Origin of the sequence: Ralstonia sp. OTU4908 (genome assembly GCF_038440115.1) — a bacterium.
Classification (GTDB): domain Bacteria; phylum Pseudomonadota; class Gammaproteobacteria; order Burkholderiales; family Burkholderiaceae; genus Ralstonia; species Ralstonia pickettii.
In genome coordinates this window covers 1-21,994 of the sequence record NZ_JASATD010000011.1, presented here as the reverse complement: position 1 = coordinate 21,994, position 21,994 = coordinate 1, and the positions used below count along the sequence as shown (strand labels likewise).

The following is a 21,994-nucleotide window of genomic DNA, read 5'->3' as shown; positions in this document are numbered from 1 at the left end:
CGCGATGTCCAAGAAATCGATCCTGCTCAACGCGTTCAACATGAACTGCGTGGGCCACATCAACCACGGCCTGTGGACCCATCCGCGCGATACGTCGGCCGACTACCGCAAGCTCAGCTATTGGACCGACCTCGCCAAGCTGCTGGAACGGGGCTTGTTCGACGGTCTGTTCATCGCCGATATCGTGGGCGTGTACGACGTCTATCAGCAGTCTGCCGACCTGACGCTGCGCGAGTCGATCCAACTGCCGGTGAATGATCCGCTGATGCTGGTGTCGGCCATGGCGGGCGTGACAGAGCATCTCGGCTTTGGCCTGACCGTCAACCTGACCTATGAGGCGCCGTACCTGTTTGCGCGGCGCTTCTCCACGCTCGATCACCTGACAGACGGCCGCGTCGGCTGGAACATCGTCACGGGTTATCTGGACAGCGCCGCACGCGCCATGGGCCTGCGCGAGCAGATTGCACACGACGAGCGTTACGACCGCGCCGATGAGTTTCTGGATGTGGTCTACCAGCTGTGGGAAGGCAGTTGGGAAGACGATGCGGTGCTGCGTGATCGCGCCGCACGCGTGTTTGCGCAGCCCGACAAAGTGCACCGCATCCGGCACCACGGCCGCTATTACGACGTGGAGGGCTACCACTTGAGCGAGCCGTCTCCCCAGCGCACGCCGGTGCTGTTCCAGGCGGGCTCGTCCGCGCGTGGGCAGACCTTTGCCGGGCAGCATGCGGAGTGCGTGTTCCTGTCGGGCCAGAGCCAATCGGCCACGCGCGATCAGGTGGCGCAGTTGCGTCAGGCTGCCGTGCAGGCCGGGCGCCGCGCGGATGACGTCAAAGTCTTCATGGGCATCACCGTGGTGGTCGACAAGACGGAAAAAATTGCGCGTGAGAAGCTTGCCGAATACCAACGCTATGCCAGCGCCGAAGCCGGTCTGGCGCATTTCTCGGCAGGCTCCGGCGTCGACTATTCGACCTATGCGTTGGACGATCCGCTGCGTGCGGTGAAGACGAATGCGATCGAGTCATCCATCCGCCGCGCCACCGGCGGCGATACGCAGTTCACGGTGCGGCGCTTGCTCGACCAACTTGCCTTGGGTGGCCGATACGCCACGATCGTCGGTGACCCGCAGCAGGTCGCCGACGCGCTGCAGCAGTGGATGGATGTGACCGACATCGACGGCTTCAACCTGGCGCGCACGGTCACGCCGGAAAGCTATGCCGACTTCATCGACCTGGTGGTGCCGGAGTTGCAGAACCGCGGTGTCTACAAGACCGGGTATGCGCCGGGCACCTTGCGTCGCAAGCTGTTTGGTACCGACCGTCTGCCGGACGCCCACCCGGGCGCGCAACGGCGGCGGCAACCCGCACAGGAGCTGGTGGGCCACCCCTAAGCGCTGGTCGTGGGCGTCCCCAGCATCTGTTGATCGCGCTTCCACGCACAGCGCGGTGCGATGGACCCATGAGGCGGATTCGCTGTGCGCCGGGATACGGGCATTGATGGCCGAGCCGGTACAGCGCACGGCCGTGCGTATGACATGCCAATGGGGTACAACGCTTGCTGGAAAGCTGTCCGCAGCCACGCCACCATCCTGGTCGGGAAGCACCCCGAAAGCCAGCCCTTGCCCTGCTCTTGGACCGCCATGAAAACGTTCCACTGCAACCGTTGCCAGCAACTCGTCTTCTTTGAAAACGTCTTGTGCGAGCGCTGCAACGCCCTGCTCGGCTACCTGCCTGACGTGGGCGAGATCAGCGCGTTTGAACCTGCCGACGAGCCCACTGAGACAGCGGAGACGGGGGAGACGCTGGAGACAGCAAAGGCCGCGGACAAGCGCTGGCGCAGCCTTCACCCCGAGGCACAAGGCCAGCGCTACCGCCAATGCCACAACTACGCGGTCGAAAACGTCTGCAACTGGATGATCCCGGCCGATTCGCCCGACACGCTGTGTCGCGCCTGCCAGTTCACCGAAACGATCCCCGACCTTAACGTGCCGGAAAACCGGTTCTATTGGTACAAGATGGAGGTGGCCAAGCGCCGACTGCTCTATACGCTCATGAAGCTGGGCCTGCCACTGGAATCGCGGCAGGAGAACCCCGAGACGGGGTTGAAGTTCGCGTTTCTCGCAAGCAAGGAAGACAGTGCGCCCGTCATGACCGGCCACAACCACGGCCGCATCACGCTCAACATTGCCGAAGCCGACGATGCCGCGCGCGAAAAAGCCCGTACCGAGCTGCGCGAGCCCTATCGCACGCTGCTTGGCCACTTCCGCCACGAATCCGGGCATTACTTCTTCGACCGCCTGATTGCCGGCAAGCCGATGTGGGAAGCCGCGTTCCGCGAGCGCTTTGGCGATGACCGCGCGAGCTATGCCGACGCCCTCAAGACCTATTACGACAATGGCCCGCCGGCGGACTGGGCACAGCACTACATCAGCGCCTACGCCACCATGCACCCATGGGAAGACTGGGCCGAAACCTGGGCGCACTACCTGCACATGGTCGACGCGCTGGACACCGCCGTGTCATACGGCCTGGCATTGCTGCCCGACCATCCACAAGAGCCCGAACTGACCGACCAGACCCCAGTGGAAGAAGCCAGCTTCAACAACCTGATGAGCCGCTGGTTTCCGCTCACCTACGTGCTCAACAGCCTCAACCGCAGCTTGGGTCAGCCCGATGGCTACCCGTTCACGCTGGCATCCCCCGTGATCGACAAGCTGCGTTTCGTGCACCGCGTCATCGCTGCCTCCGCCCAGAAACCCCGTTGATCGCACCAATGTTGTGCGGCACAGGCGCCAGTTTGGATCGATGGAATATTTCGGGCGGCCGCGCGGTTTACCATCCGTAAGGTCAATCCCAGCATCCCCCCGGAGAACGCCATGCCAAAACGACTCAGCAGATGGATCAGCCTGACGGCACTTGCCCTTTGCGCGTGTGCCTCGCTCAACCCTGTGCAGACAGCGCAAAAGATGATCGGCCAGCCGGAAAGTGCTGTGCGAGAAACCTTTGGCGCACCCACCGAGACCTATCAGCTTGCGGATGGCACGCACCGCTGGATTTACTCCAGGCAGCCGCTCGGGCACGAGGTGTATGCCGCCGATTTTGACGCCAACGGCAAGCTCACCAACTATCGGCAAATGCTGACGGAAAAGGAAATCTACGAGGCGCGCCCGGGTGTGTGGACCAAACGCGATGTGCTCGAGCGCTTCGGAACGCCGAAAGAGCCGACACAGTACTACCCGCTGATGAAGCGGGAGGCGTGGTCATATCGGATGTACGTCGCCGGGACTCAGCAGGCGCACTTCAACGCCCTGTTTGACGACAACGGCGTGCTCGATCGCACCATGATCGTCGTCGACCCGCTTGGCGGGGACCACCACAGCCGCAAGTAATACAGAGCCCGGCGACGCATTGCACGTCGCCCGGCCCCATGCCTGGCTCAGGGCTTAACCCAGCGCAGAAGCAATAGCCTGCGCGAGCTCGTTGGCTTCGAACTTGGCCACGTAGCCGTTGGCGCCGACGCGGCGCACGTGGTCTTCATTGGCCGAGCCCGACAGCGACGAGTGAATCACCACCGGAATCGACTGGAACGCCGGCTCGGTCTTGATCTTGCGGGTGAGCGTGAATCCGTCCATCTCGGGCATTTCCAGATCGGTCAGCACCAGCGCAATCTTGTCGCGTACGGTCTTGCCTTCGCGGGCGGCATCGCGTGCGATGTTCTGCAGCGTATCCCATGCTTCCTGGCCGCTCTTGGTCATGACGTACGGCGTGCCCATCGCCTCCAGGCCGTTGGCGATCAGCGAGCGCGCGAGGCCCGAGTCATCCGCCACCAGCAGCTTTGCACCCGGCGGCAGCTTGATCGGGCGCTCGTCATTGTCGGGCGCCAGATCGGTGCGACGGGTCGGGAACACATCCACCAGAATCTGTTCGACGTCGATCACCTGCGCCAGACGCGAGTTGTCGGCGTTGCCATCCAGACGCGCCAGGCTGGTGATATTGCTGCTGCCCACGCTCGCCTCGGCCGGGAAGATCTGGCTCCATTCCAGGCGCACGATTTCGTCCACTTCTTCCACCGCAAAACCTTGGGTGGTGCGCGCGTATTCGGTAATCAGCAGGATGTTGGCGTTACCGTTCTTGGTGCCGATCACGCTGGCGAGGTCGATCACGGGAATGATCTGGCCGCGCACATTGACCGCACCCAGGATATGGGCGCCGGCGTCCGCCACATGCGTCACAGGCGGCATGACCATGATCTCCCGCACCTTGAACACGTTAATGCCGAACATTTCACGCTGATTGGAGCGCGCAGATTCGCCCAGGCGGAACAGCAGCAGCTCAAAGCGGTTGTTGTTCGTCAGATTGGTCCGTTCATCGACTTCGTGCTGCGAATGCTGTGACATCGCGTCTTCCCCCGTTCATGCACACGTTATGTGGCGGTAAACGGCACGGCGTTTGGCAACTTGAAGGCGTTTTGAAAATGTGAGGCCCACGCCCTTCCAGGGAGGGGGATCGCAAGCCTAGGCAATCTTCACGTGCGCGACCAGAAAATCGAGAAACGCCCGCACGCGCGCGGGCAGATGCGCTCCCTGGCCGACATAGACGGCATGGATGTCTTCGGTCTCGCCGGGGTTGTAGTCCTCCAAGACGGGGACGAGGCGGCCTGCCTCAAGATCGGCGCGCACCTGGAACTCGGCCAGGCGCGCCAACCCCAGGCCGGCCACCGCCACAGCCCGCAGCGCCTCGCCATCGCTGATCTGCGTGTTGCCCTGCGGCGTGAACTCGGTGCGGCGACCGCGCTTGGCAAAGGGCCAGGCGTTTTCGGCACGTACGTAGCTGAAGGTCAGGCAGTTGTGGCGCGCTAAATCAGCCGGCGTGCGCGGCGTGCCGGCGCGCGCCAGATAGGCCGGCGACGCCACCACCATCAAGCGCGTCTGCCCGAGCTTGCGCGCCACCAGCCGCGAACTTTTCAGCGGCCCGCTGCGCAGGGCAACGTCGGTGCGATCTTCCAGCAGATCGACCACGCGATCCGTAAGCGCAATGTCGAGCGACACCTCCGGATGGCACGCCAGAAACGCCGGCACGATCGGCAGCAGCAAGTGCGTGCCGACTGGCACATTTGAATTGATGCGCAACCGCCCTGCGGGCTGTGCACCGGCGGAAGCCGCGCGCTCCGCCTCGTCCAGATCGGCCAGCACCGTCACGCTGCGCTCATAGAACGCCGTGCCCTCGGGCGTGAGTTGAAAGCGCCGCGTGGATCGGTTCACCAGCCGCGCGGCCAGACGAGCCTCCAGCCGCGCCACCAGCTTGCTCACTGCCGACGGTGTCATCCGGCACGCGCGCGCCGCGGCGGAGAAGCCGCCCTCCTCCACGACCTGAACAAAGACCTCCATCTCACCAAAGCGATTGACATCGAGCCGCGACATTGTGATTTCAATTCATAGATATTGTTCTTGCAGGCAGTCTATCGCACAGATCCGAGCGTTCTCATACTGGTGGTCATTGCTGATTCGTACTTCAACCCAACTCCAACATGACTGCACAGGACAAAGTCGCGCTCGTCGTGGGCGCGCAGGGCGTGATCGGCCGCAACCTGATCGAGTACCTCGCCACATTGGGCGACTGGCGCATCGTGGGCCTGTCGCGTCGCGGTGGAGCATCGACAAAGCGCATCCAGCACATCGCCGTCGACCTGCTCGACGCGGCCGACACGCGCATCAAGCTCGGCGCACTCGGCAGCGTCACCCACCTTTTCTACGCCGCCTATCAGGACCGTGCGACCTGGGCCGAGCTGGTGCCGCCCAACCTCGCCATGCTGACCAACGTGGTCGACGCCATCGAAGCCGCGTCGCCCAACCTCGCGCACATCAGCGTGATGCAGGGCTACAAGGTTTATGGCGGTCACCTCGGGCCGTTCAAAACGCCCGCGCGCGAAACCGATGCGCACTTCATGCCGCCCGAATTCATGTTCGATCAGCAGACCTTGCTGGAAGCGCGCCAGTTGGGCAAGGCATGGACATGGTCGGCAATCCGCCCATCAGTGGTGGGCGGCTTTGCGCTCGGCACCCCGATGAACCTGGCTGTGGCCATTGCCATGTATGCGTCGATCTCGAAAGAACTGGGCCTGCCGCTGCGCTTTCCCGGGAAACCCGGCGCATATGACCATCTGCTGGAAATGACTGACGCCGGCCTGCTCGCCCGCGCCACCGTGTGGGCCGCCTCCGACCCACGCTGCGCCAACCAGGCCTTCAACATCAACAACGGCGACCTGTTCCGCTGGAGCGAAATGTGGCCGAAGATCGCGCGGTACTTTGACCTGGAAGTCGCCCCGCCGCTGGCCTTGTCGCTTGACACCGTCATGGCCGACAAGGAGCCTCTATGGCAGAGCATGATCGCCAGGCATGGTTTGGCGAACACGCCCTACCGCGATGTGTCTTCGTGGCGCTTTGCCGATTTCGTCTTCTCGTGGGACTACGACATGTTCGGCGACGGCTCCAAGGCGCGCCGCTTCGGCTTTCACGAATATGTGGAGACGGAAGCGATGTTCATGCGCATCTTCGACGACTTGCGCCAGCGCAGAATCATTCCGGGCTAGAGCATCCGGATGCCTCGGCCAGCGGGATTCACTGGCCGATCCGGCTAGGGGGATGTCCCGACTCGGGTTTCCTCAGGAAGGGCCGATATAGTGAAAGCGGGACGGTAGCTCATGGGTCGAGCGGCGACGGTTTACCGACGCAGGCAGGCAGGTTCAAATCCTGTACGTCCCACCATCTCATGATTTATTGAGGAACAACAAAACTTGTGCCGTTAAGCATAAAGTGGCTGTCTGGACAGGTTATGGTTGTTTACCCGCTGGGCCACATGTATCGAAAATCGGCGCTCAGTTAAATAGTTTTTCCCGCTCGCAGCGGGAATGATGGACGTAAAAAAGCCGGCCGCGTGGCCGGCTTCTTCTTTGGTTTGGAGGCGCTCAGTCTGCTTCGATGCGTCCTTTGGCGTCCTGGAGCAAGCTGATGACTCCCCTGACGCTGCCGAGCACCTCTTGAGGGACACGCTCCCTCACCTCTCGAAGATTGATTGCTTTACCTTGGCTAACGATGTCCTGACATGCGACATCAATAGCCTCTCGCGCATTGTCCAGGCTCTGTTCTCCGCGGCGCCGCAACTGTCGCCGCCAGCGCTCGGCCAGGATGCGAGCCTCCGTGTTGGCGTTCTGATATAGCTGGCGCACGTCGACATCGAGGCGCCGCGCCGCCTCTGCCACACTCACCGGCGTCAACGAATTACCCATCGCGGTCAGTTCCGCGCGAATCTGGTCCCAGTCCAACGTCCGCCGTGGGGCACGCTGGCACTGGCGCGAATTCGATACTGGCGGAACTGGAATCGACATGTTCCGGCGACCTCCGACCGTTCGATGCCGACGTGGTCAAGGGGCGGGGAAGAACACAGCACAAAAACCGGCAACACCCTCAGCGCTCCTGACAGCCGCCTATACTGCCAGAATGACTTGGGTCGACGACACCGCTCTTCGGCTCGTTGCAACGTGAATTGAACGGACTCGCGAGGTTGTCATGAAGATTCTGGTGGTACTGACTTCACACGACCAGCTCGGCGATACGGGCCGGAAAACCGGATTCTGGCTCGAAGAGTTTGCCGCGCCTTATTTCGTATTCAAGGACGCAGGCGTCGAGATGACGCTCGCTTCGCCAAAAGGCGGCCAGCCGCCTCTCGACCCCAAGAGCGACGATCCGGATTCGCAAACCGAAGCAACCCGGCGTTTCAAGAACGATAACGAAGTGCAAGCGGCCCTGGCAAATACAGCGAAGCTCTCAACTGTCTCGGCCGCGGACTATGATGCCTTGTTCTATCCCGGCGGACACGGACCGCTCTGGGATCTGGCAGAAGATCCGCAGTCGATCTCATTGATCGAAACCATGTATGCGGCAGGAAAGCCAGTCGCCGCCGTTTGCCATGCACCCGGTGTGCTCCGTCATGCAAAGGCGCCCGATGGCTCTCCGCTCGTGCGCGATAAACCCGTAACCGGCTTTGCCAATTCAGAAGAAGCGGCCGTCGGTCTTACGGAAGTGGTGCCATTCCTCGTCGAGGACATGTTGAAGAAGAATGGAGGCAAGTATTCGAAGGGGCCGGATTGGCAATCCTATGTGGTCGTCGCGGCAAGCCTGATTACTGGACAGAATCCCGCCTCGTCGGAAGCAGCGGCAAAAGCGCTGCTCTCGAGGCTGAGCATGGCTTGATACGTCGCCGGAGTTGAAGGAGTGAGTCATGCAAAAGGAGAGTGGGCCAGCAGATCCGAAACCCGAAACCAATCGAAGGACGTGATACATGCGCCCGAGCCGAACCTGAACCGGCGCGCACCAAGCACCTTGCTTTGATCGCACAGGGAGTCTTTTCAGAAAATCGGCGTCGCTGGCTGGTAGAAGCGCGAACGACGATCGTTTGATCATGTCATGGGGCTTTCTGTTGCTGTCCGCGTCAGCCCTGGCTGGTCCCCCTGATTGTCTAAAAAGAATGGAGGAGCCGCGTCATGCAATCTTCCCTTGAAGAACACATGCTCTTCGATATGACACGGTGCGGAATTCGTTGCAGGCATCCTCATGCTGGTCTCGCACATCATGTTTGAATCTTTAGGGATGGCTCTTTACAGTCTCGGCTGTCTGGGGAAATGTGCCGCTGTCATGCTGGCGCTTCGGGTTTAATTGAAGCAGTGAGGATGCCCCGACAATGCCGGCCGCAGCGGCCATCCCCGCCCTCGTTGCTCAACAACCTTCGAGCCCGAATAGCCTGTGCCGAGCGCCTTCATTAGTTTTCGCTCGATTCGCCGAGCCATGCTTATTCGTTAGTCATCGATATGGACGCCATCCGCAACAAGGGTCGCTTGACGCCGGCGCAATCCGACGCACCCGCTTTCACCGGCTTCGTGTGCGTGCGCGGCGCTCGCGAACACAATCTGAAAAACATCGACGTGCAGATTCCGCGTGATGCGCTAGTCGTCTTCACCGGCGTGTCGGGATCGGGAAAATCGTCGCTGGCATTTGGCACGTTGTACGCCGAAGCGCAGCGGCGCTATTTCGAATCGGTCGCGCCGTATGCCCGGCGCCTGATCGAACAGGTCGGCGTGCCCGAAGTGGACGCGATCGAAGGCCTGCCGCCCGCGGTCGCGTTGCAGCAACAGCGAGGCACGCCGAGCGCGCGCTCGTCGGTTGGCAGCGTGACCACGCTGTCGAGTCTCGTGCGCATGCTCTATTCGCGCACTGGCGACTATCCGCCAAAGCAACCCATGCTGTTCGCCGAGGATTTCTCGCCAAACACGGTGCAAGGCGCCTGCCCGACTTGCCATGGACTCGGCCGCGTGTACGAGGTTACGGAAAAATCCATGGTGCCGGACGACTCGCTGACCATTCGAGAGCGCGCAGTCGCTGCATGGCCGCCGGCCTGGCACGGACAAAATCTGCGCGACATTCTGGTGACGCTCGGCTACGACGTCGATAAACCGTGGCGCGATTTGCCGAAGAAAGTCCGCGACTGGATTCTCTTCACCGACGAACAGCCGACCGTGCCCGTCTACGCCGGCCTCACGCCGAAAGAAACCCGCGCCGCGCTAAAGCGCAAGGACGAACCGAGCTATCAAGGGACATTCTCCGGTGCGCGCCGCTATGTGCTGCACACGTTCGCGAACACGCAAAGCGCGCTGATGAAAAAACGCGTGTCGCAATTCATGGTCGGCAGCGTCTGTCCGACCTGCCATGGCAAGCGGCTCAAGAAGGAAGCGCTGTCGGTGAAGTTCGCCGGGCTCGATATCGGCGATTTTGCTCAGTTGCCGCTCGCCAGACTTGCCGAGATGCTCGAACCGATCGCGCGCGGAAAATGGCCCGAGCCGGATGCCGCCCATTCGGTCAAAGACGCCGCCAAAGGCAGCGTGCTCAGCAGGAGCGCCATGCGCGATGCCGTCGAAAAGCGGGTCGCCGCAGGCGGTTCCGCGCACAAAGCCTCGCCCGACGTGAGGCGCACGCCCAACCTGTCCGAGGAGAAGCGCGTCGCTGCCCAGCGTATCGCAGCCGAACTTCTAGAGCGCCTGACGACGCTGGTCGATCTGGGCCTGGGCTATCTCGCGTTGGAGCGCAGCACGCCCACGCTGTCATCCGGCGAAACGCAGCGCCTGCGACTCGCCACGCAGTTATCGTCGCAGTTGTTCGGCGTCGTGTACGTGCTCGATGAGCCATCAGCCGGTCTGCATCCCGCCGATAGCGAAGCACTCTTCAGCGCGCTGCAGGGATTGAAGGCGGCGGGCAATTCGCTGTTTGTCGTCGAACACGATCTGCAGATGATGCGGCGCGCCGACTGGCTGGTCGACGTCGGCCCCGCAGCGGGTGAGGCCGGCGGCTATGTGGTCTATAGCGGGCCGCCCGCCGGACTCGCGAAGGTGGAGGCGTCGCAAACGCGCCGGCATCTGTTCGCGCCGCCGGCGCCAGTCGAACGTATGCCGCGTAAACCTACCGGCTGGCTGCGGCTCGCCGGCATCACGCGCAACAATCTGCTCGGGCTCGATGCCGCGTTTCCGCTCGGCTGTCTGACTGCCGTCACAGGCGTGTCGGGCTCGGGCAAATCGAGCCTCGTGAGCCAGGCACTGCCCGAGCTGGTCGCTAGCCACCTTGGACGCGCCTTCGAAAACCCGGACAACGACGAGCAGGACCCGTTGTTCGCCGCCACCGCCGTGCCGACCGGAGGCCGCATCACCGAAGGGATGGACACCGTGCGGCGACTCGTGCGCGTCGATCAGAAACCGATCGGCCGCACGCCGCGTTCCAACCTTGCCACTTACACGGGCCTGTTCGACCATGTGCGCAAGCTGTTCGCCGACACGCCGCTCGCCCGCAAGCGCCGCTACAGCGCGGGCCGCTTTTCGTTCAACGTGGCGCAAGGCCGTTGCCCGACTTGTGAAGGCGAAGGCTTTGTCAGCGTCGAACTGCTATTTCTACCGAGCGTCTACGCGCCCTGCTCGACATGTCACGGCACGCGCTACAACGCGCAGACGCTGGAAGTCACGTGGCGCGATAAAAACATCGCCGAGGTGCTCCGCCTGACCGTCGACGCCGCCTGCGACTTCTTCGCCGACGAAGCCAGCGTGATGCGCGCGTTGAACGTGCTGCGCGACATCGGCCTGGGCTATCTGCGGCTCGGCCAGCCGGCCACCGAACTGTCCGGCGGCGAAGCCCAGCGCATCAAACTCGCCACCGAACTGCAACGCGCGCAGCGCTCCGACACGCTGTATATCCTCGACGAGCCGACCACCGGCCTGCATCCCGCCGACGTGGACCGGCTCATGGTGCAACTCCAGGGACTCGTGGATGCCGGCAATACCGTCGTGGTGGTCGAACACGACATGCGGGTGGCCGCGCAGAGCGACTGGGTTATCGACGTCGGCCCGGGCGCCGGCGACGCCGGCGGCAAGATCGTGGCGAGCGGCACACCAGTGGAGATCGTGCGCGCGAAGGAAAGCCGCACCGTCGAGTATCTGCGGCAGTACCTCAACAACCACTGAAGATTGGTGCGCTAGCATTACTTGTTAGGCCCAAAATGCAGAACACAAAATATTTCGAACTCAATCGCCGTGCCACCTGGCTCGAGTTGTTCTTCGACCTGATTTTTGTGGTGGCGATCGGTGACGTAACGAATATCCTGAACCACACGCACGAGGGTCATCTTGACCCACCCCAGTTCTGGCAATACGTCCTCGCTTTCATACCCTTGTGGTGGATTTGGGTCAGCCACACGATGTATGCCAACCGGTTCGACGCGGATGACCGGAAGCATCGGCTCGCTACCCTGTTCATCATGTTCCTGATGATTATCATCTCAGGCTTGATCGACCAACGATTCCTGACCAGCTTTGAGGCCATCATCGTCTGCTACGCTTGTTCGAAATACATCATCGCCATGATGTATTTCGTATCGAAGCAACGGCATAAGGAAAGCGTGCATCTCACAACGGCAGTTGGGTGGGTGACCCTCGCTGGCGCCACAATCAGCCTCGCTTCGATCCTGTTCCCGGCGCCACAGCGATACGTCGTGTTTTACCTTGGAATACTGTTCGATCTGGTTGCGTTCCTCTTTTTTTTTGCCCCGACATCTCCAGGGTATCCCAGTGCATACCGAACACCTGATCGAGCGTGTGGGCCTGCTCACGCTCATCTTACTGGGAGAGTCCGTTATCAGCCTGTCGGCGGGACTGGCCAATATTAACTGGACTGTGGTGAGGCTGATGACCGCCGCCACCGGCTTCGTGACGATATCCAGCATCTGGTGGGTCTACTTTGACAGTTTTCACCTGTTGTCCAGACAGAAGCTCGCGACCGGTCATTCGGTCGCGTATTCCCATCTTTTTGTTTTCATCGGCCTGTCGATCCTGGCGAGCCTGATCCGGCATGCGATCCTGGACGACATGCAGGTATCCGATTTCCGGATACTGTTGGTCATCGGCACGGTCTGCTTTTTCATTGGCAAGCAGTACGCCTATTTCATGGAGCGTCCTGAGTTGCGGCGCCAATTGGTCGTCAACACCCTGGTCGTGTTTGTGTTGACCGGGCTTGCCCTGCTATTGCCCAGAGCAAGTTACATCCTGCTTGGCCTGACCGCTACGGTGATTTGTTATGCTTTCCTCAGTCTCAAATACCTGACCGTCCCCCGTGGGCGTCAGGATCATCCACGCAACAGCGCTATCACGGGAGACCAGCCATGAGCGACACAGCAAGTTCGGGTGCAATGCGGATGGCGTCCCAAGTTATCTGTGTCGAAGTAAAACGAGTCGAAACGGCCGGACTTCTGGCGGTTGGGGTTACCGCAACCTCGATCTAATTGTCAGTGCTGGTCAACAGGCTCGAGAAGCGAGCCTCTACCGACCCTTTGACGGGTCTGAGCAATCGCAAGAGCCTTGAGAAGGCCGTCGCACGCGTCCTTTCTGCTCAAGACGGGGAAGCGTACCGAACGGCTCTGTTGCTCATTGAATTGGACGGGTTCAAACAAGTCAACGATGCATATGGGCACGGAGTAGGAGACTTGCTGCTGCAACGCTTTGCCCATGCCTTGCAAGCTCGGATGCGCCGGGGCGATACGCTCTCCCGCTTGGGAGGCGACGAGTTCGTGATTCTGGCGCGCAACCTTTATAGCAAGACAGACGCGCAAGCCATTGCAGATGAAGTCCAATCGGTACTGAATGCGATTCAAACCGTTGATGGGCATCCGGTTTCTGTGTCGGCCAGCATCGGCGTCTACCTGTTTTCAGCCGACACGCGAGACGCCCCACTCGACATCCCCGCCATCATGCGTCGCGCAGATAGTGCGATGTTTCGCGCGAAGACCTCTGGCAAGAACCGGACTGTGTTCATCGACTAGCGTTTCCTCTGTGATGGCGGGTGAGCTGACAACTCGGTCGCCTCCAAATGCGATTCCGCTGCCGTTGCCAGATTTTTGTCCCGCGCCCGTCCGCCAGGCGTTGCATACCCGCACTAATCTCGAAGCAGTCTTGACGACGTGTGCACCGCACGCCGCATCCAGACCGTTTGAATAAGAGCCACGACTCTACTTCGCGATCCTGTCACATGATGGTCCGAGCACCACTGCTACTGTCCGCGCGTTCTAGGGATGCCCTCAGGGCGATAAACAAGCAGGAGATGTTGCGTGACTCAGAAGATTTCAACGGTGCGTTTCCAGACGCGCCGCCGATTGCTTGGTGCGGCGGCGGCAACGCTCGCCAGTGCCGGCTTGTCTGCATGTGGCGGGGGCGGCGACGGCAGCCTCGTGGGGGATTCAGGTGGCGCCTCGTCGACGGGCAGCGCGCCCGTGCCAGCACAGTTGGTTCCACCGGTCCTGCCCGCTCCTGCGCAGTCGGGTATCGACCACGTCGTGCTGGTGGTGATGGAAAACCGATCGTTCGACCACTATCTGGGCTGGCTGCCCGGCGCTAACGGAAAGCAGGCTGGACTCCAGTTCATCGATGCCTTTGGCAATCCGCAGAATTCGTTCCGCCTTGCGACTGATCCCAAGTATGGTTTCCAGGGCTGCGGCTTTGCCGATCCGGATCACAGCTACGAGGGAGCGCGCACCCAGCTCAATGGCGGGAAGATGGACGGATGGTTGCTCACGGCCGACACAAACAAGACGCCTGGCGATCTGTTTCCCATCGGCTACTACCAGGCCGAGGATTTGTCTTTCTTCGGATCCGCCGCCCGCGATTGGACAGTATGCGACAGCTACCACTGCGGCGTTTTGGCGGAGACATATCCGAACCGGTTTTACTTGATGTGTGGCGAGACCGACCGGCTGCACAACTCCAATGCAACCTGTTCGCTCCCGACGATCTTCGATCGCTTTGCCGAGAAGGGCGTGTCGGCCAACTATTACTTCAGCGACGTGCCGTTCACGGCGCTGTTTGGCGCCAAGTATCTCAAGAACTCCAAACCGTTCACGACGTTTTTGACGGACGCCGCAGCCGGCACCCTACCTGCGTTCTCATACGTCGATCCGCGCTTTACCGGGGAGAACCCGCAAGGCGTATCGGCCGACGATCACCCGAACTCGGATATCCGCAACGGACAGGTCTTTCTCAATCAAATCTATGATGCCGTGCGTAATGGTCCAGGTTGGCAAAAAACGCTGCTGATCATCACCTACGACGAGTGGGGCGGCTTCTTCGACCACGTACCGCCGTTCAAGCGCCCGGTGTCTGCCGCAGAGACACAGTTGGGCAACGACGGCTACCTCGGCTTCCGTGTGCCGATGGTGCTGATCGGGCCCCGGGTCAAGCGTCGGCACGTCAGTCATTGGCCGCTCGACCCGAGTTCAATTCATCAGTTGCTAACCTGGCGCTTCGGGCTGAATGCCCTTGGCGCGCGTGGCGGGCTGCCGGACACCAATTCGATCGCCTACGCGCTCGACTTCGTCGCTCAGCCAAACCTGTCGGCGCCGGCTTACTCTGTCCCGCAAGGTCCGTTCGGGGGCGTGTGCTCCGGCTCCATCACCGGCAGCGTCCCCGGCATCAGCGGCGTTCCTGGCATCAGTTCCCTTCGCACGATCGCCACCTCGTTGGGCTTTCCTCTTCCTTGAACCATGGCCATCATGCGACTTTCCCAATTGAACTGGCTGACCAGCGGCATCCTCGCAACCTTCCTCGCCTGCCTGCTGACGGGCTGCGGCGGCGCGAGCGATGCAGCCAACTCGACAGGTGGGCCTTCGGCAGCAGTGTCGCCGGCTCCGGTCTCGCCACCCGCGCAGGCCCCGGTGACGCCAACCGCAAGCCGGATCGGCCATGTGTTCGTCATCGTGCTGGAGAACAAGGGCTATACCCAGACTTTCGGCTCTGGCAGCCAGGCGCCTTACCTCGCAAACACGCTGACGAGCCAAGGCGCGTTGCTGACTCAGTACTACGGTACCGGCCACAACAGCAACGATAACTACCTGACCATGATCAGCGGTCAGGCACCCAATGCGCAGACCCAAGCCGACTGCCAGTACTACACCGACTGGTTGGGCACCATGAGCCCCGATGCCAACGGGCAGGTGACTGGAACCGGCTGTGTCTACCCTGCCGCCATCGGCACGATCGCCAGCCAACTGGATGCCAAAGGGTTGGCTTGGCGCGGCTATATGGAAGACATGGGCAACGATCTGACGCGCGACGGCAGATCGACCTGCTCCCACCCCGCCCTCAATGGCAAGGACGGCACGCAGTCCGCCATCGCGACGGACGGATACGCGACGCGCCACAACCCGTTCATGTATTTCCACTCCGTGATCGACAACCAGTCGTATTGCGACAGTCATGTGGTGCGGCTCGATTCGCTGGCCACCGATCTGAACAGCGTTGCAACCACGCCCGCGTTCTCCTTCATCGTGCCAAACCTGTGCAACGATGGTCACGACGAGCCCACCTGCGCGGACGGCAAGAGCGCAGGCGGACTGCCGGCGGTCAACCGGTTCCTGCAGGCCTGGGTGCCGCAGATCATCAACTCACCGGCGTTCCAGTCCGATGGCCTGCTGATCATCACGTTCGACGAAGCGGATACGAATGACACCTCGGCCTGCTGCGGTGAGCCGACCGGGCCAAACTCGGTCGCGCCGGGCCTGACCGGCCCTGGCGGTGGCCGCGTCGGCGCGGTGGTGCTCTCCCCCTTCGTCAAGCCGGGCACGGTCAGCAATACGCCCTACAACCACTATGCCCTGCTCAAGAGCATCGAGGACGTTTTCGGGTTATCGCATCTTGGCTATGCCGGCATGAACGGCCTGCAGGGCTTTGGCAGCGACGTGTACAGCGCCGCGCGCTGATCTTTCCCGCGACGCCGTCTCGATCGACATCGGGCCGGCCAAAAAGGCTGCGGCGAGATGCCCTCGGTGGCTGAGGGCATGCGCCAAGCTGTCAGATGGGGGGCGTCTGCGGCTCCGTCTGCCCCCCCTCAAGGAACGCCGGGAAGCACCGCTCGGCAATCGCACGACCCTCGCGCATGCCTGCGGCGATCGCTGCAACGGCCGAATCAACATCGGCGGACACACGATGGAGCCGCTGCATCTGCGGATAGGACATGGCATCGTCCCATGGTGCGCAGATAAACCCTGTGTATGTGTATGCGTATCTGAAACCGGAGCCCCAGCCGAGCACGGCCAGCACCTGTATTGAGCAGCCGCTGAACTGCTGAATTGCCCACTGCTGCGTTGCAGCGCCCCCAAGGTATTCATCGCTGTCTTGATATTGTCGGCAGGCGACGGCTGCAAGGCAATTGTCGAAGACTTACATCACATGAATGACATTTTTGTCATTGCTTTCATGTGACTTAGTTGAAAAAAGATAGGTCGGGCCTTTTCTCCTCCTCGTGCGCAGCCAAGATGGCTGCGCTTTTTTTGCCGATCCGGTGTTCAGGGGTCTGCTGTAGGTTCGCGCCTGCAGGGGGCAAGGGGCCAGTTCGCGTATGCCGGTCCATACAAGCGCTGATTGGCAGATCGTCGTCAGCGCGAATACCGCACCATCAATCCTTTGCTGGTCGACCCGTCTTCACAGACTCTAGTTTCGCTACGACGGCGAGCAGACGATTCGCCGGCATCGCGGCCAATAGGTTGACTCCAGCGCGCAAGAGTTCGCTCTTCTTGACCTTCTTACCACCTGCGAGACACCTCTCCTTGATCTCGGCGAGCATTCGATAGTCTGCTTCCGGCATCGTGAAACTGTCCCGCACAACCTTGGTTTTCTTCGGCTTCTCCGGTGCCATCTCTCCCGCTGGGGTAGCCACACTGGCAGCACGCTTTGTCTTCTTCTGGTTCTTCTCTTGCCCGGTTGGCAATGCCGCCGGCTTGGCCGAGCTTTGTTTGGTTGCTCGCGCGCCTGCGCTCGCTTCAGATTTGGTTCGGCCAGTCTTTGCTGTCGCACTGGACGATGCGTTCTCAGCCACTGCCGCTTGCTTTGCCATTTCGAGTTCCATCTGGTGTCCCCTTTTCTGATGTGTACTGAAACAGTATATATAGTTTCCGACGGGCAAAAAACTTGAACACACCGAGCAGGCTGAGGCCCGACACCTCCTGACAAAGCTCGGACCGGATCTTGCCCACTGCTTCTGTGGATAAGTGACTGCACCTCCCCGACCGGCGCTCCAAGTAGAACCTCAGCGCTCGCAAGGAAGACACCCTAATGCGGCAATAGCAGCACGACGTCGGGCCTTCTTCTCCTTTCTAAGCCATTGCACAAACAGTTCGTGGGCTGTCGCATACTCCGGTCTGACGGGGACTTGGGAGATGTAGGTTGCCCCGACAACCACGTCGTTCAGCTCTCCTAAAGCGTCTTGAAGCTGTTCCAGTCGGCGAATTCGTTTGATGTCCTTCTTTCCCAACACGGGCGAGAAGAACTCAAGCAGGTAACGCAGTCGCTTGATTTGGATACGCGTCTGATGCAATTCCTGCAAGCCACCATTCGACGCGCGACGAAGCGCTCGATTCACCCGCCTGGACGCCGCTGCAATACTGGCATGCGCAAACTTTCCGAGCGTCTCGCTGGTCTCTGGCTGCGCCTGCGTTGCCTTGCCGATCGCTTCGCTAAAGTCAGCCATCAGCCTCTCAGGCCCGAAGCCCTCGAATGCAACGCGGCTCTCAGCGCGCGCGCGCTGCCTGATGTCTTCCAACGCCTCCAGCAAGATCAAGGCAGAAGGCTGGCTCGGCGGAACGGCAGCGCGCAACAGCACGTTGACGATGATGTCCCAGTTCCTCGGCGGCCCAATTTGAGCCGCAACATCCGCTAGCCTGCATCGCCAGTCATCGGCCAGCGCCTTCGGAAGCAGGTCCCGATAGGCCGACAAAAGCGCCCGCAGTCTACGAATGGCGACTCTGAGCCGATGACCGATCTCAGGGTCGTTGCTCCGTAGATACTCTGGTGCCCAGTGCTCGACGATTGCGATCTCAGGCGTGGCCAGCCGAGAGAGCATCGACAGGGCCGGTGCCTCGGCGTGCAAAGGAGATGATGCGGCGGAGTTGACCATCAGAATTGCCCGTTGAGATCAGAGCACCGTTCGCAGCGACCAGCCCAATCTCCCAATTGAATCGATGCGCGGCTTGCTGACACACACATGCAGTCTCATCACTCCATTGAGAGGTAGGAGCCAAGCCGGGGACGTTGGCCACCAGACTATCAGGCCACTGTAGACGAGTCTTCGACATTGGCCTTGACACCTATCAACCGTGAATATAGAGGACTCGGCGTTAGCGCGTCGCGCTTCAACCGCGGCGAGGTGGTAGAGGGCGCACATATTTTCGCTGCAATAGTGCACTGCAAGAATTCACCTTAAGTGGCACGCAGATTGGCCGATAAGAAGACGTCCAGGCGAGGACCAGGTCTCGCCGAACTCGTCTTACCCGTCATCATGAAACTGTCGATCAAACTGCCCCTCGCCTTTGGTATTGCGCTGCTGCTGATGTTCTCCGGAGCAATCTACGGAATCGCTTCGCTCAACCACTCCATCGTTGAATACAACACCACCGTGCAGGCCCGCGTCGCCGATGAGCGGGCGGTGACGAAAATGCTCGTTACCTTCAAAACGCAAGTGCAGGAGTGGAAGGACACGCTTCTGCGTGGTGAAGACCCAGTCAAGCTGGACAAATATTGGGCGGCCTTCCTGAAAGGTGAGCAGGCTGTTTCTGATCAGGCAAAGGCGCTGCAGGATTCGCTTCCACCTGGCAAGAGTCGAGACCTGATCAAGCAATTTGCCGCAGCGCATGTCGCCATGGGCGTCGGCTACCGAAAGGGCCACGATATGTTCGTCGCCGCCTCGTTCGACCCTACCGTTGGCGACAAGGTCGTAGCCGGAGTCGATCGCGAGCCAGCACGCCTGCTGGATGAAGCAGCTCAAGAGATCGCGAAGGAAAGCATCGCCGTATCAGCCAAAACGGCTGAAGCCGCGCACACCGCATTGGTCGTCAGCTCCGCACTGATGCTCGTGGCATTCGGGCTGGGGCTGGCCGGCGCTTTCATATTCAGCCGCACCATTACGAAGCCACTTGCCCGCGCGGCGGATGTGGCCAGCGCGGTTTCGCATGGCGATCTAGCCAAGCCGTTTGACTCACGCGGCTCTGACGAGATCGGTCAATTGCTCCACGCCCTCAAGCAGATGCAAACCAACCTTGCCAACGTGGTGAGCGAAGTGCGTCGGAATGCCGAAGGCGTTGCCGCTGCCAGTTCACAGATTGCTGCGGGCAACTTGAATCTTTCGTCGCGTACGGAAGAACAGGCGGCGTCGCTGGAAGAGACCGCCGCGAACATTGGGGAGCTGACCTCAACCGTCCGACGCAATTCGGAAAGCGCCGTGCAGGCCTCGTCGCTCGCGGGTCACGCTTCCGACACCGCAGTACGCGGCGGCAAGGTCATGAACGAAGTTGTGCAGACCATGCAAGGCATCTCAGAAAGCTCTGCGAAGGTGGGCGAGATCATTGGTGTCATCGACAGCATTGCCTTCCAGACCAATATCCTGGCCCTCAACGCTGCGGTTGAAGCGGCCCGTGCCGGCGAGCAGGGTCGGGGCTTTGCCGTCGTGGCAGGCGAGGTGCGCACGCTCGCGCAGCGTAGCGCCTCGGCAGCCAAGGAAATCAAGGGCTTGATCAGTCAATCCACGGAGCGTGTGGAAGCGGGGGCGCGTTTGGTGCACGAAGCCGGCACCATCATCGACGACATCGTCACCTCGGTGCATCGCGTGACGCAGATCGTTGGTGAGATTTCCGCTGCATCGGCCGAGCAAAGCACCGGTATCGATCAAGTGAACGTTGCCGTGGGCCAGATTGAAGAAGTCACCCAGCAGAATGCGGCATTGGTGGAAGAGGCGTCGGCTGCAGCGCATGCCATGGCCGAGCAGGCCGATTCACTGCGCCGCGCGGTTGCAGTCTTTAAGCTCAGGGACAGCGCGGTGGGCGCCTGACGAACAGGCCACGCGGTATGCAGGAATCTGCGGATGGCATGACCTGGCCATCAAGTTGATGAGCACAGGGCTTGATGCTGGCAAGCGCACTGCAGCCTGTCTTTCGAGTGGCGCAATACTCGGATCAATTGTTTCTCAAAAAGAAATATTTAAGAGCTATTTGCCTGGATTGTTTACTTATTGCTGTCACATAACTGACGCATTATCTCGCGTCAGCGTTCGGGGTCGCGTTCATTAGGCGGGTCACGACAGGCCCCATCGCAGATTCCTTCGGTCAAACAGCAATTAAGGCTAACAGTGAAAAAAACTCTCCTCGCAGTGACAATCGCGGCCGGCACCGTCCCTGCCGCCGCATTTGCGCAGTCGTCGAATGTCACGCTTTACGGCATTGTTGACGCGGGCGTCAGCTATCAAAGCCACGTGAACGGCGGCGCCAACGGCAACGGCTCGGTCACCGCGCTCACCTCTGGTGGACTATCTGGGTCGCGCTGGGGCATCCGTGGCGCTGAAGATCTGGGGAATAACCTGAAGGGCATTTTCGTATTGGAAAGCGGCTTTGACATCGACACCGGCAAATCTGCGCAGGGTAGTCGGTTGTTTGGTCGCCAAGCCTACGTTGGCTTGCAGGGCGATTTCGGCGCCGTCACGCTGGGGCGTCAGCAAAACGCACTGTACGACCTGTTCGCGGCTTACGATCCGATGGCCGTTGGACCAAACTACTCGCTGAATTCGGTGGACAACCAATTCAATGGCCGCGCCGACAATGCTGTCAAATACACGGGTAAGTTCGGCGGGTTGACTGCGACGGGTTTCTATAGCTTCGGGCGCGACAGCAATTCCGGACTCGGCGGTGAAGTCCCTGGCAGCTTCAAGGTCGGCAAGAACTATGGCGCAGGCGTAGCTTACGCAAATGGTCCGCTTTCGGTGGGTGTCGCCTATGACCAGTACCAGGGCAGCACCATTGCTACCTCAGCACTCGATGCCAAACGCGCTGCCATTGGCGCGTCTTATGCAGTAGGCGATGCCAAGGTGTTTGCTGGTTATCGCTGGTTGCGCGATGAAGTCACGACCGGCAGTGCACGCCACGACAATCTTTACTGGCTCGGCGCGCTCTACAAACTTACCCCTGCGTTCACTCTGACGGGCGCTGCCTACTATACGAACGCACGTACCGACAGCAACAGCTCCTGGATGTTCGTGCTGAACGCGGACTACGCGCTGTCCAAGCGTACCGATGCCTACGCGCTGATCGGCTATGTGAACAACAAGGGAAACGCAACTTATGGCGTGACTGGCACGGCTAACACGCTGCCGGGTCAGAACCAGACTGGCGCGATGGTTGGCGTGCGACACCGCTTCTAATTCGGCCCAATAAGGCAGGTCGACGCGTCCGGGGACGTGTCGCCGCTAGATCATATCGACCTTGACTTGTCACCAGGTTCAAGGACGTTTGGCCGGCGCTTTCGCCGGCCATTTTTTTTGGAACGCGGCGGGCGCCACACTCTTAACGAGATGCGCTGCGAGACTGCTGCTCCACACCTATCC

General features: G+C 60.8%; 17 protein-coding genes and 1 pseudogene. 12 read left to right on the top strand and 6 right to left on the bottom strand.

Translation table 11 applies throughout. The features are described from left to right. The first annotated feature begins 4 nt into the window (after window positions 1–4). The 3 genes from AAHM38_RS11835 (at window position 5) to AAHM38_RS11825 (ending at window position 3,388) form a co-directional block, all read left to right on the top strand. The gene (locus tag AAHM38_RS11835; protein WP_116576228.1) at window positions 5–1,390 is read left to right on the top strand and encodes an LLM class flavin-dependent oxidoreductase; all 1,386 of its coding nucleotides are present in this window, start codon (window positions 5–7) and stop codon (window positions 1,388–1,390) included. Window positions 1,391–1,639: 249 nt separating this feature from the next. After that, window positions 1,640–2,764, top strand: a complete 1,125-nt coding sequence (locus AAHM38_RS11830; protein ID WP_116576227.1) for a zinc-binding metallopeptidase family protein — start codon at window positions 1,640–1,642, stop codon at window positions 2,762–2,764. Window positions 2,765–2,875: 111 nt separating this feature from the next. Beyond that, entirely contained in the window at window positions 2,876–3,388 is a 513-nt protein-coding gene (locus AAHM38_RS11825; RefSeq protein ID WP_116576226.1) for a hypothetical protein, read from the top strand. A gap of 54 nt (window positions 3,389–3,442) precedes the next feature. Here AAHM38_RS11825 and AAHM38_RS11820 read toward each other — a convergent pair whose 3' ends face one another. Together AAHM38_RS11820 and AAHM38_RS11815 are read right to left on the bottom strand one after the other, a co-directional pair. Beyond that, complete coding sequence (locus tag AAHM38_RS11820) at window positions 3,443–4,396, bottom strand: chemotaxis protein (protein WP_004635059.1); 954 nt, start codon at window positions 4,394–4,396, stop codon at window positions 3,443–3,445. 117 nt (window positions 4,397–4,513) lie between these two features. Further along, entirely contained in the window at window positions 4,514–5,419 is a 906-nt protein-coding gene (locus AAHM38_RS11815) for a LysR family transcriptional regulator (protein WP_116576225.1), read from the bottom strand. Window positions 5,420–5,526: 107 nt separating this feature from the next. Here AAHM38_RS11815 and AAHM38_RS11810 point away from each other — a divergent pair, with 107 nt between their 5' ends. Further along, window positions 5,527–6,588 carry an SDR family oxidoreductase gene (locus tag AAHM38_RS11810; protein ID WP_116576224.1) on the top strand — a complete coding sequence of 354 codons (1,062 nt, stop codon included), beginning with the start codon at window positions 5,527–5,529 and terminating at the stop codon, window positions 6,586–6,588. A 375-nt stretch (window positions 6,589–6,963) separates the two neighbouring features. On the opposite strand, the gene AAHM38_RS11805 is transcribed toward AAHM38_RS11810, so the two are convergent. After that, on the bottom strand, window positions 6,964–7,383 hold the full coding sequence (locus AAHM38_RS11805; protein WP_257019859.1) for a hypothetical protein: 420 nt from the start codon (window positions 7,381–7,383) through the stop codon (window positions 6,964–6,966). A 181-nt stretch (window positions 7,384–7,564) separates the two neighbouring features. On the opposite strand from AAHM38_RS11805, the gene AAHM38_RS11800 reads away from it, so the two are divergent. From AAHM38_RS11800 to AAHM38_RS11770, 6 genes and pseudogenes are all read left to right on the top strand, one after another. Further along, entirely contained in the window at window positions 7,565–8,248 is a 684-nt protein-coding gene (locus AAHM38_RS11800; protein ID WP_004631575.1) for a type 1 glutamine amidotransferase domain-containing protein, read from the top strand. Between the two features lie 614 nt (window positions 8,249–8,862). Next, entirely contained in the window at window positions 8,863–11,553 is a 2,691-nt protein-coding gene (locus AAHM38_RS11795; RefSeq protein ID WP_116576223.1) for an excinuclease ABC subunit UvrA, read from the top strand. Window positions 11,554–11,588: 35 nt separating this feature from the next. Further along, a pseudogene (locus AAHM38_RS25680) lies at window positions 11,589–12,750 on the top strand (low temperature requirement protein A). Between the two features lie 122 nt (window positions 12,751–12,872). After that, window positions 12,873–13,403, top strand: a complete 531-nt coding sequence (locus AAHM38_RS11780) for a diguanylate cyclase domain-containing protein (protein WP_310735601.1) — start codon at window positions 12,873–12,875, stop codon at window positions 13,401–13,403. 285 nt (window positions 13,404–13,688) lie between these two features. Continuing rightward, window positions 13,689–15,113 carry an alkaline phosphatase family protein gene (locus AAHM38_RS11775; RefSeq protein WP_009239877.1) on the top strand — a complete coding sequence of 475 codons (1,425 nt, stop codon included), beginning with the start codon at window positions 13,689–13,691 and terminating at the stop codon, window positions 15,111–15,113. Between the two features lie 3 nt (window positions 15,114–15,116). Beyond that, window positions 15,117–16,331 (top strand): alkaline phosphatase family protein, encoded by a 1,215-nt coding sequence (locus AAHM38_RS11770; RefSeq protein WP_009239878.1) that lies wholly within the window; start codon window positions 15,117–15,119, stop codon window positions 16,329–16,331. 91 nt (window positions 16,332–16,422) lie between these two features. Here AAHM38_RS11770 and AAHM38_RS11765 read toward each other — a convergent pair whose 3' ends face one another. The 3 genes from AAHM38_RS11765 to AAHM38_RS11755 form a co-directional block, all read right to left on the bottom strand. After that, window positions 16,423–16,587 (bottom strand): hypothetical protein, encoded by a 165-nt coding sequence (locus AAHM38_RS11765; RefSeq protein WP_257019858.1) that lies wholly within the window; start codon window positions 16,585–16,587, stop codon window positions 16,423–16,425. Window positions 16,588–17,026: 439 nt separating this feature from the next. Next, a complete protein-coding gene (locus AAHM38_RS11760; protein ID WP_009239880.1) occupies window positions 17,027–17,476 on the bottom strand; it encodes a hypothetical protein in 450 nt (149 codons plus the stop codon). 180 nt (window positions 17,477–17,656) lie between these two features. Next, window positions 17,657–18,523, bottom strand: a complete 867-nt coding sequence (locus AAHM38_RS11755) for a CHAD domain-containing protein (RefSeq protein WP_116576220.1) — start codon at window positions 18,521–18,523, stop codon at window positions 17,657–17,659. A gap of 381 nt (window positions 18,524–18,904) precedes the next feature. Here AAHM38_RS11755 and AAHM38_RS11750 point away from each other — a divergent pair, with 381 nt between their 5' ends. Beyond that, entirely contained in the window at window positions 18,905–20,449 is a 1,545-nt protein-coding gene (locus tag AAHM38_RS11750; RefSeq protein WP_116576219.1) for a methyl-accepting chemotaxis protein, read from the top strand. Between the two features lie 297 nt (window positions 20,450–20,746). Then, window positions 20,747–21,811: a porin gene (locus AAHM38_RS11745; protein ID WP_103518830.1), complete on the top strand. Its 1,065-nt coding sequence runs from the start codon at window positions 20,747–20,749 to the stop codon at window positions 21,809–21,811. Window positions 21,812–21,994: the final 183 nt, after the last annotated feature.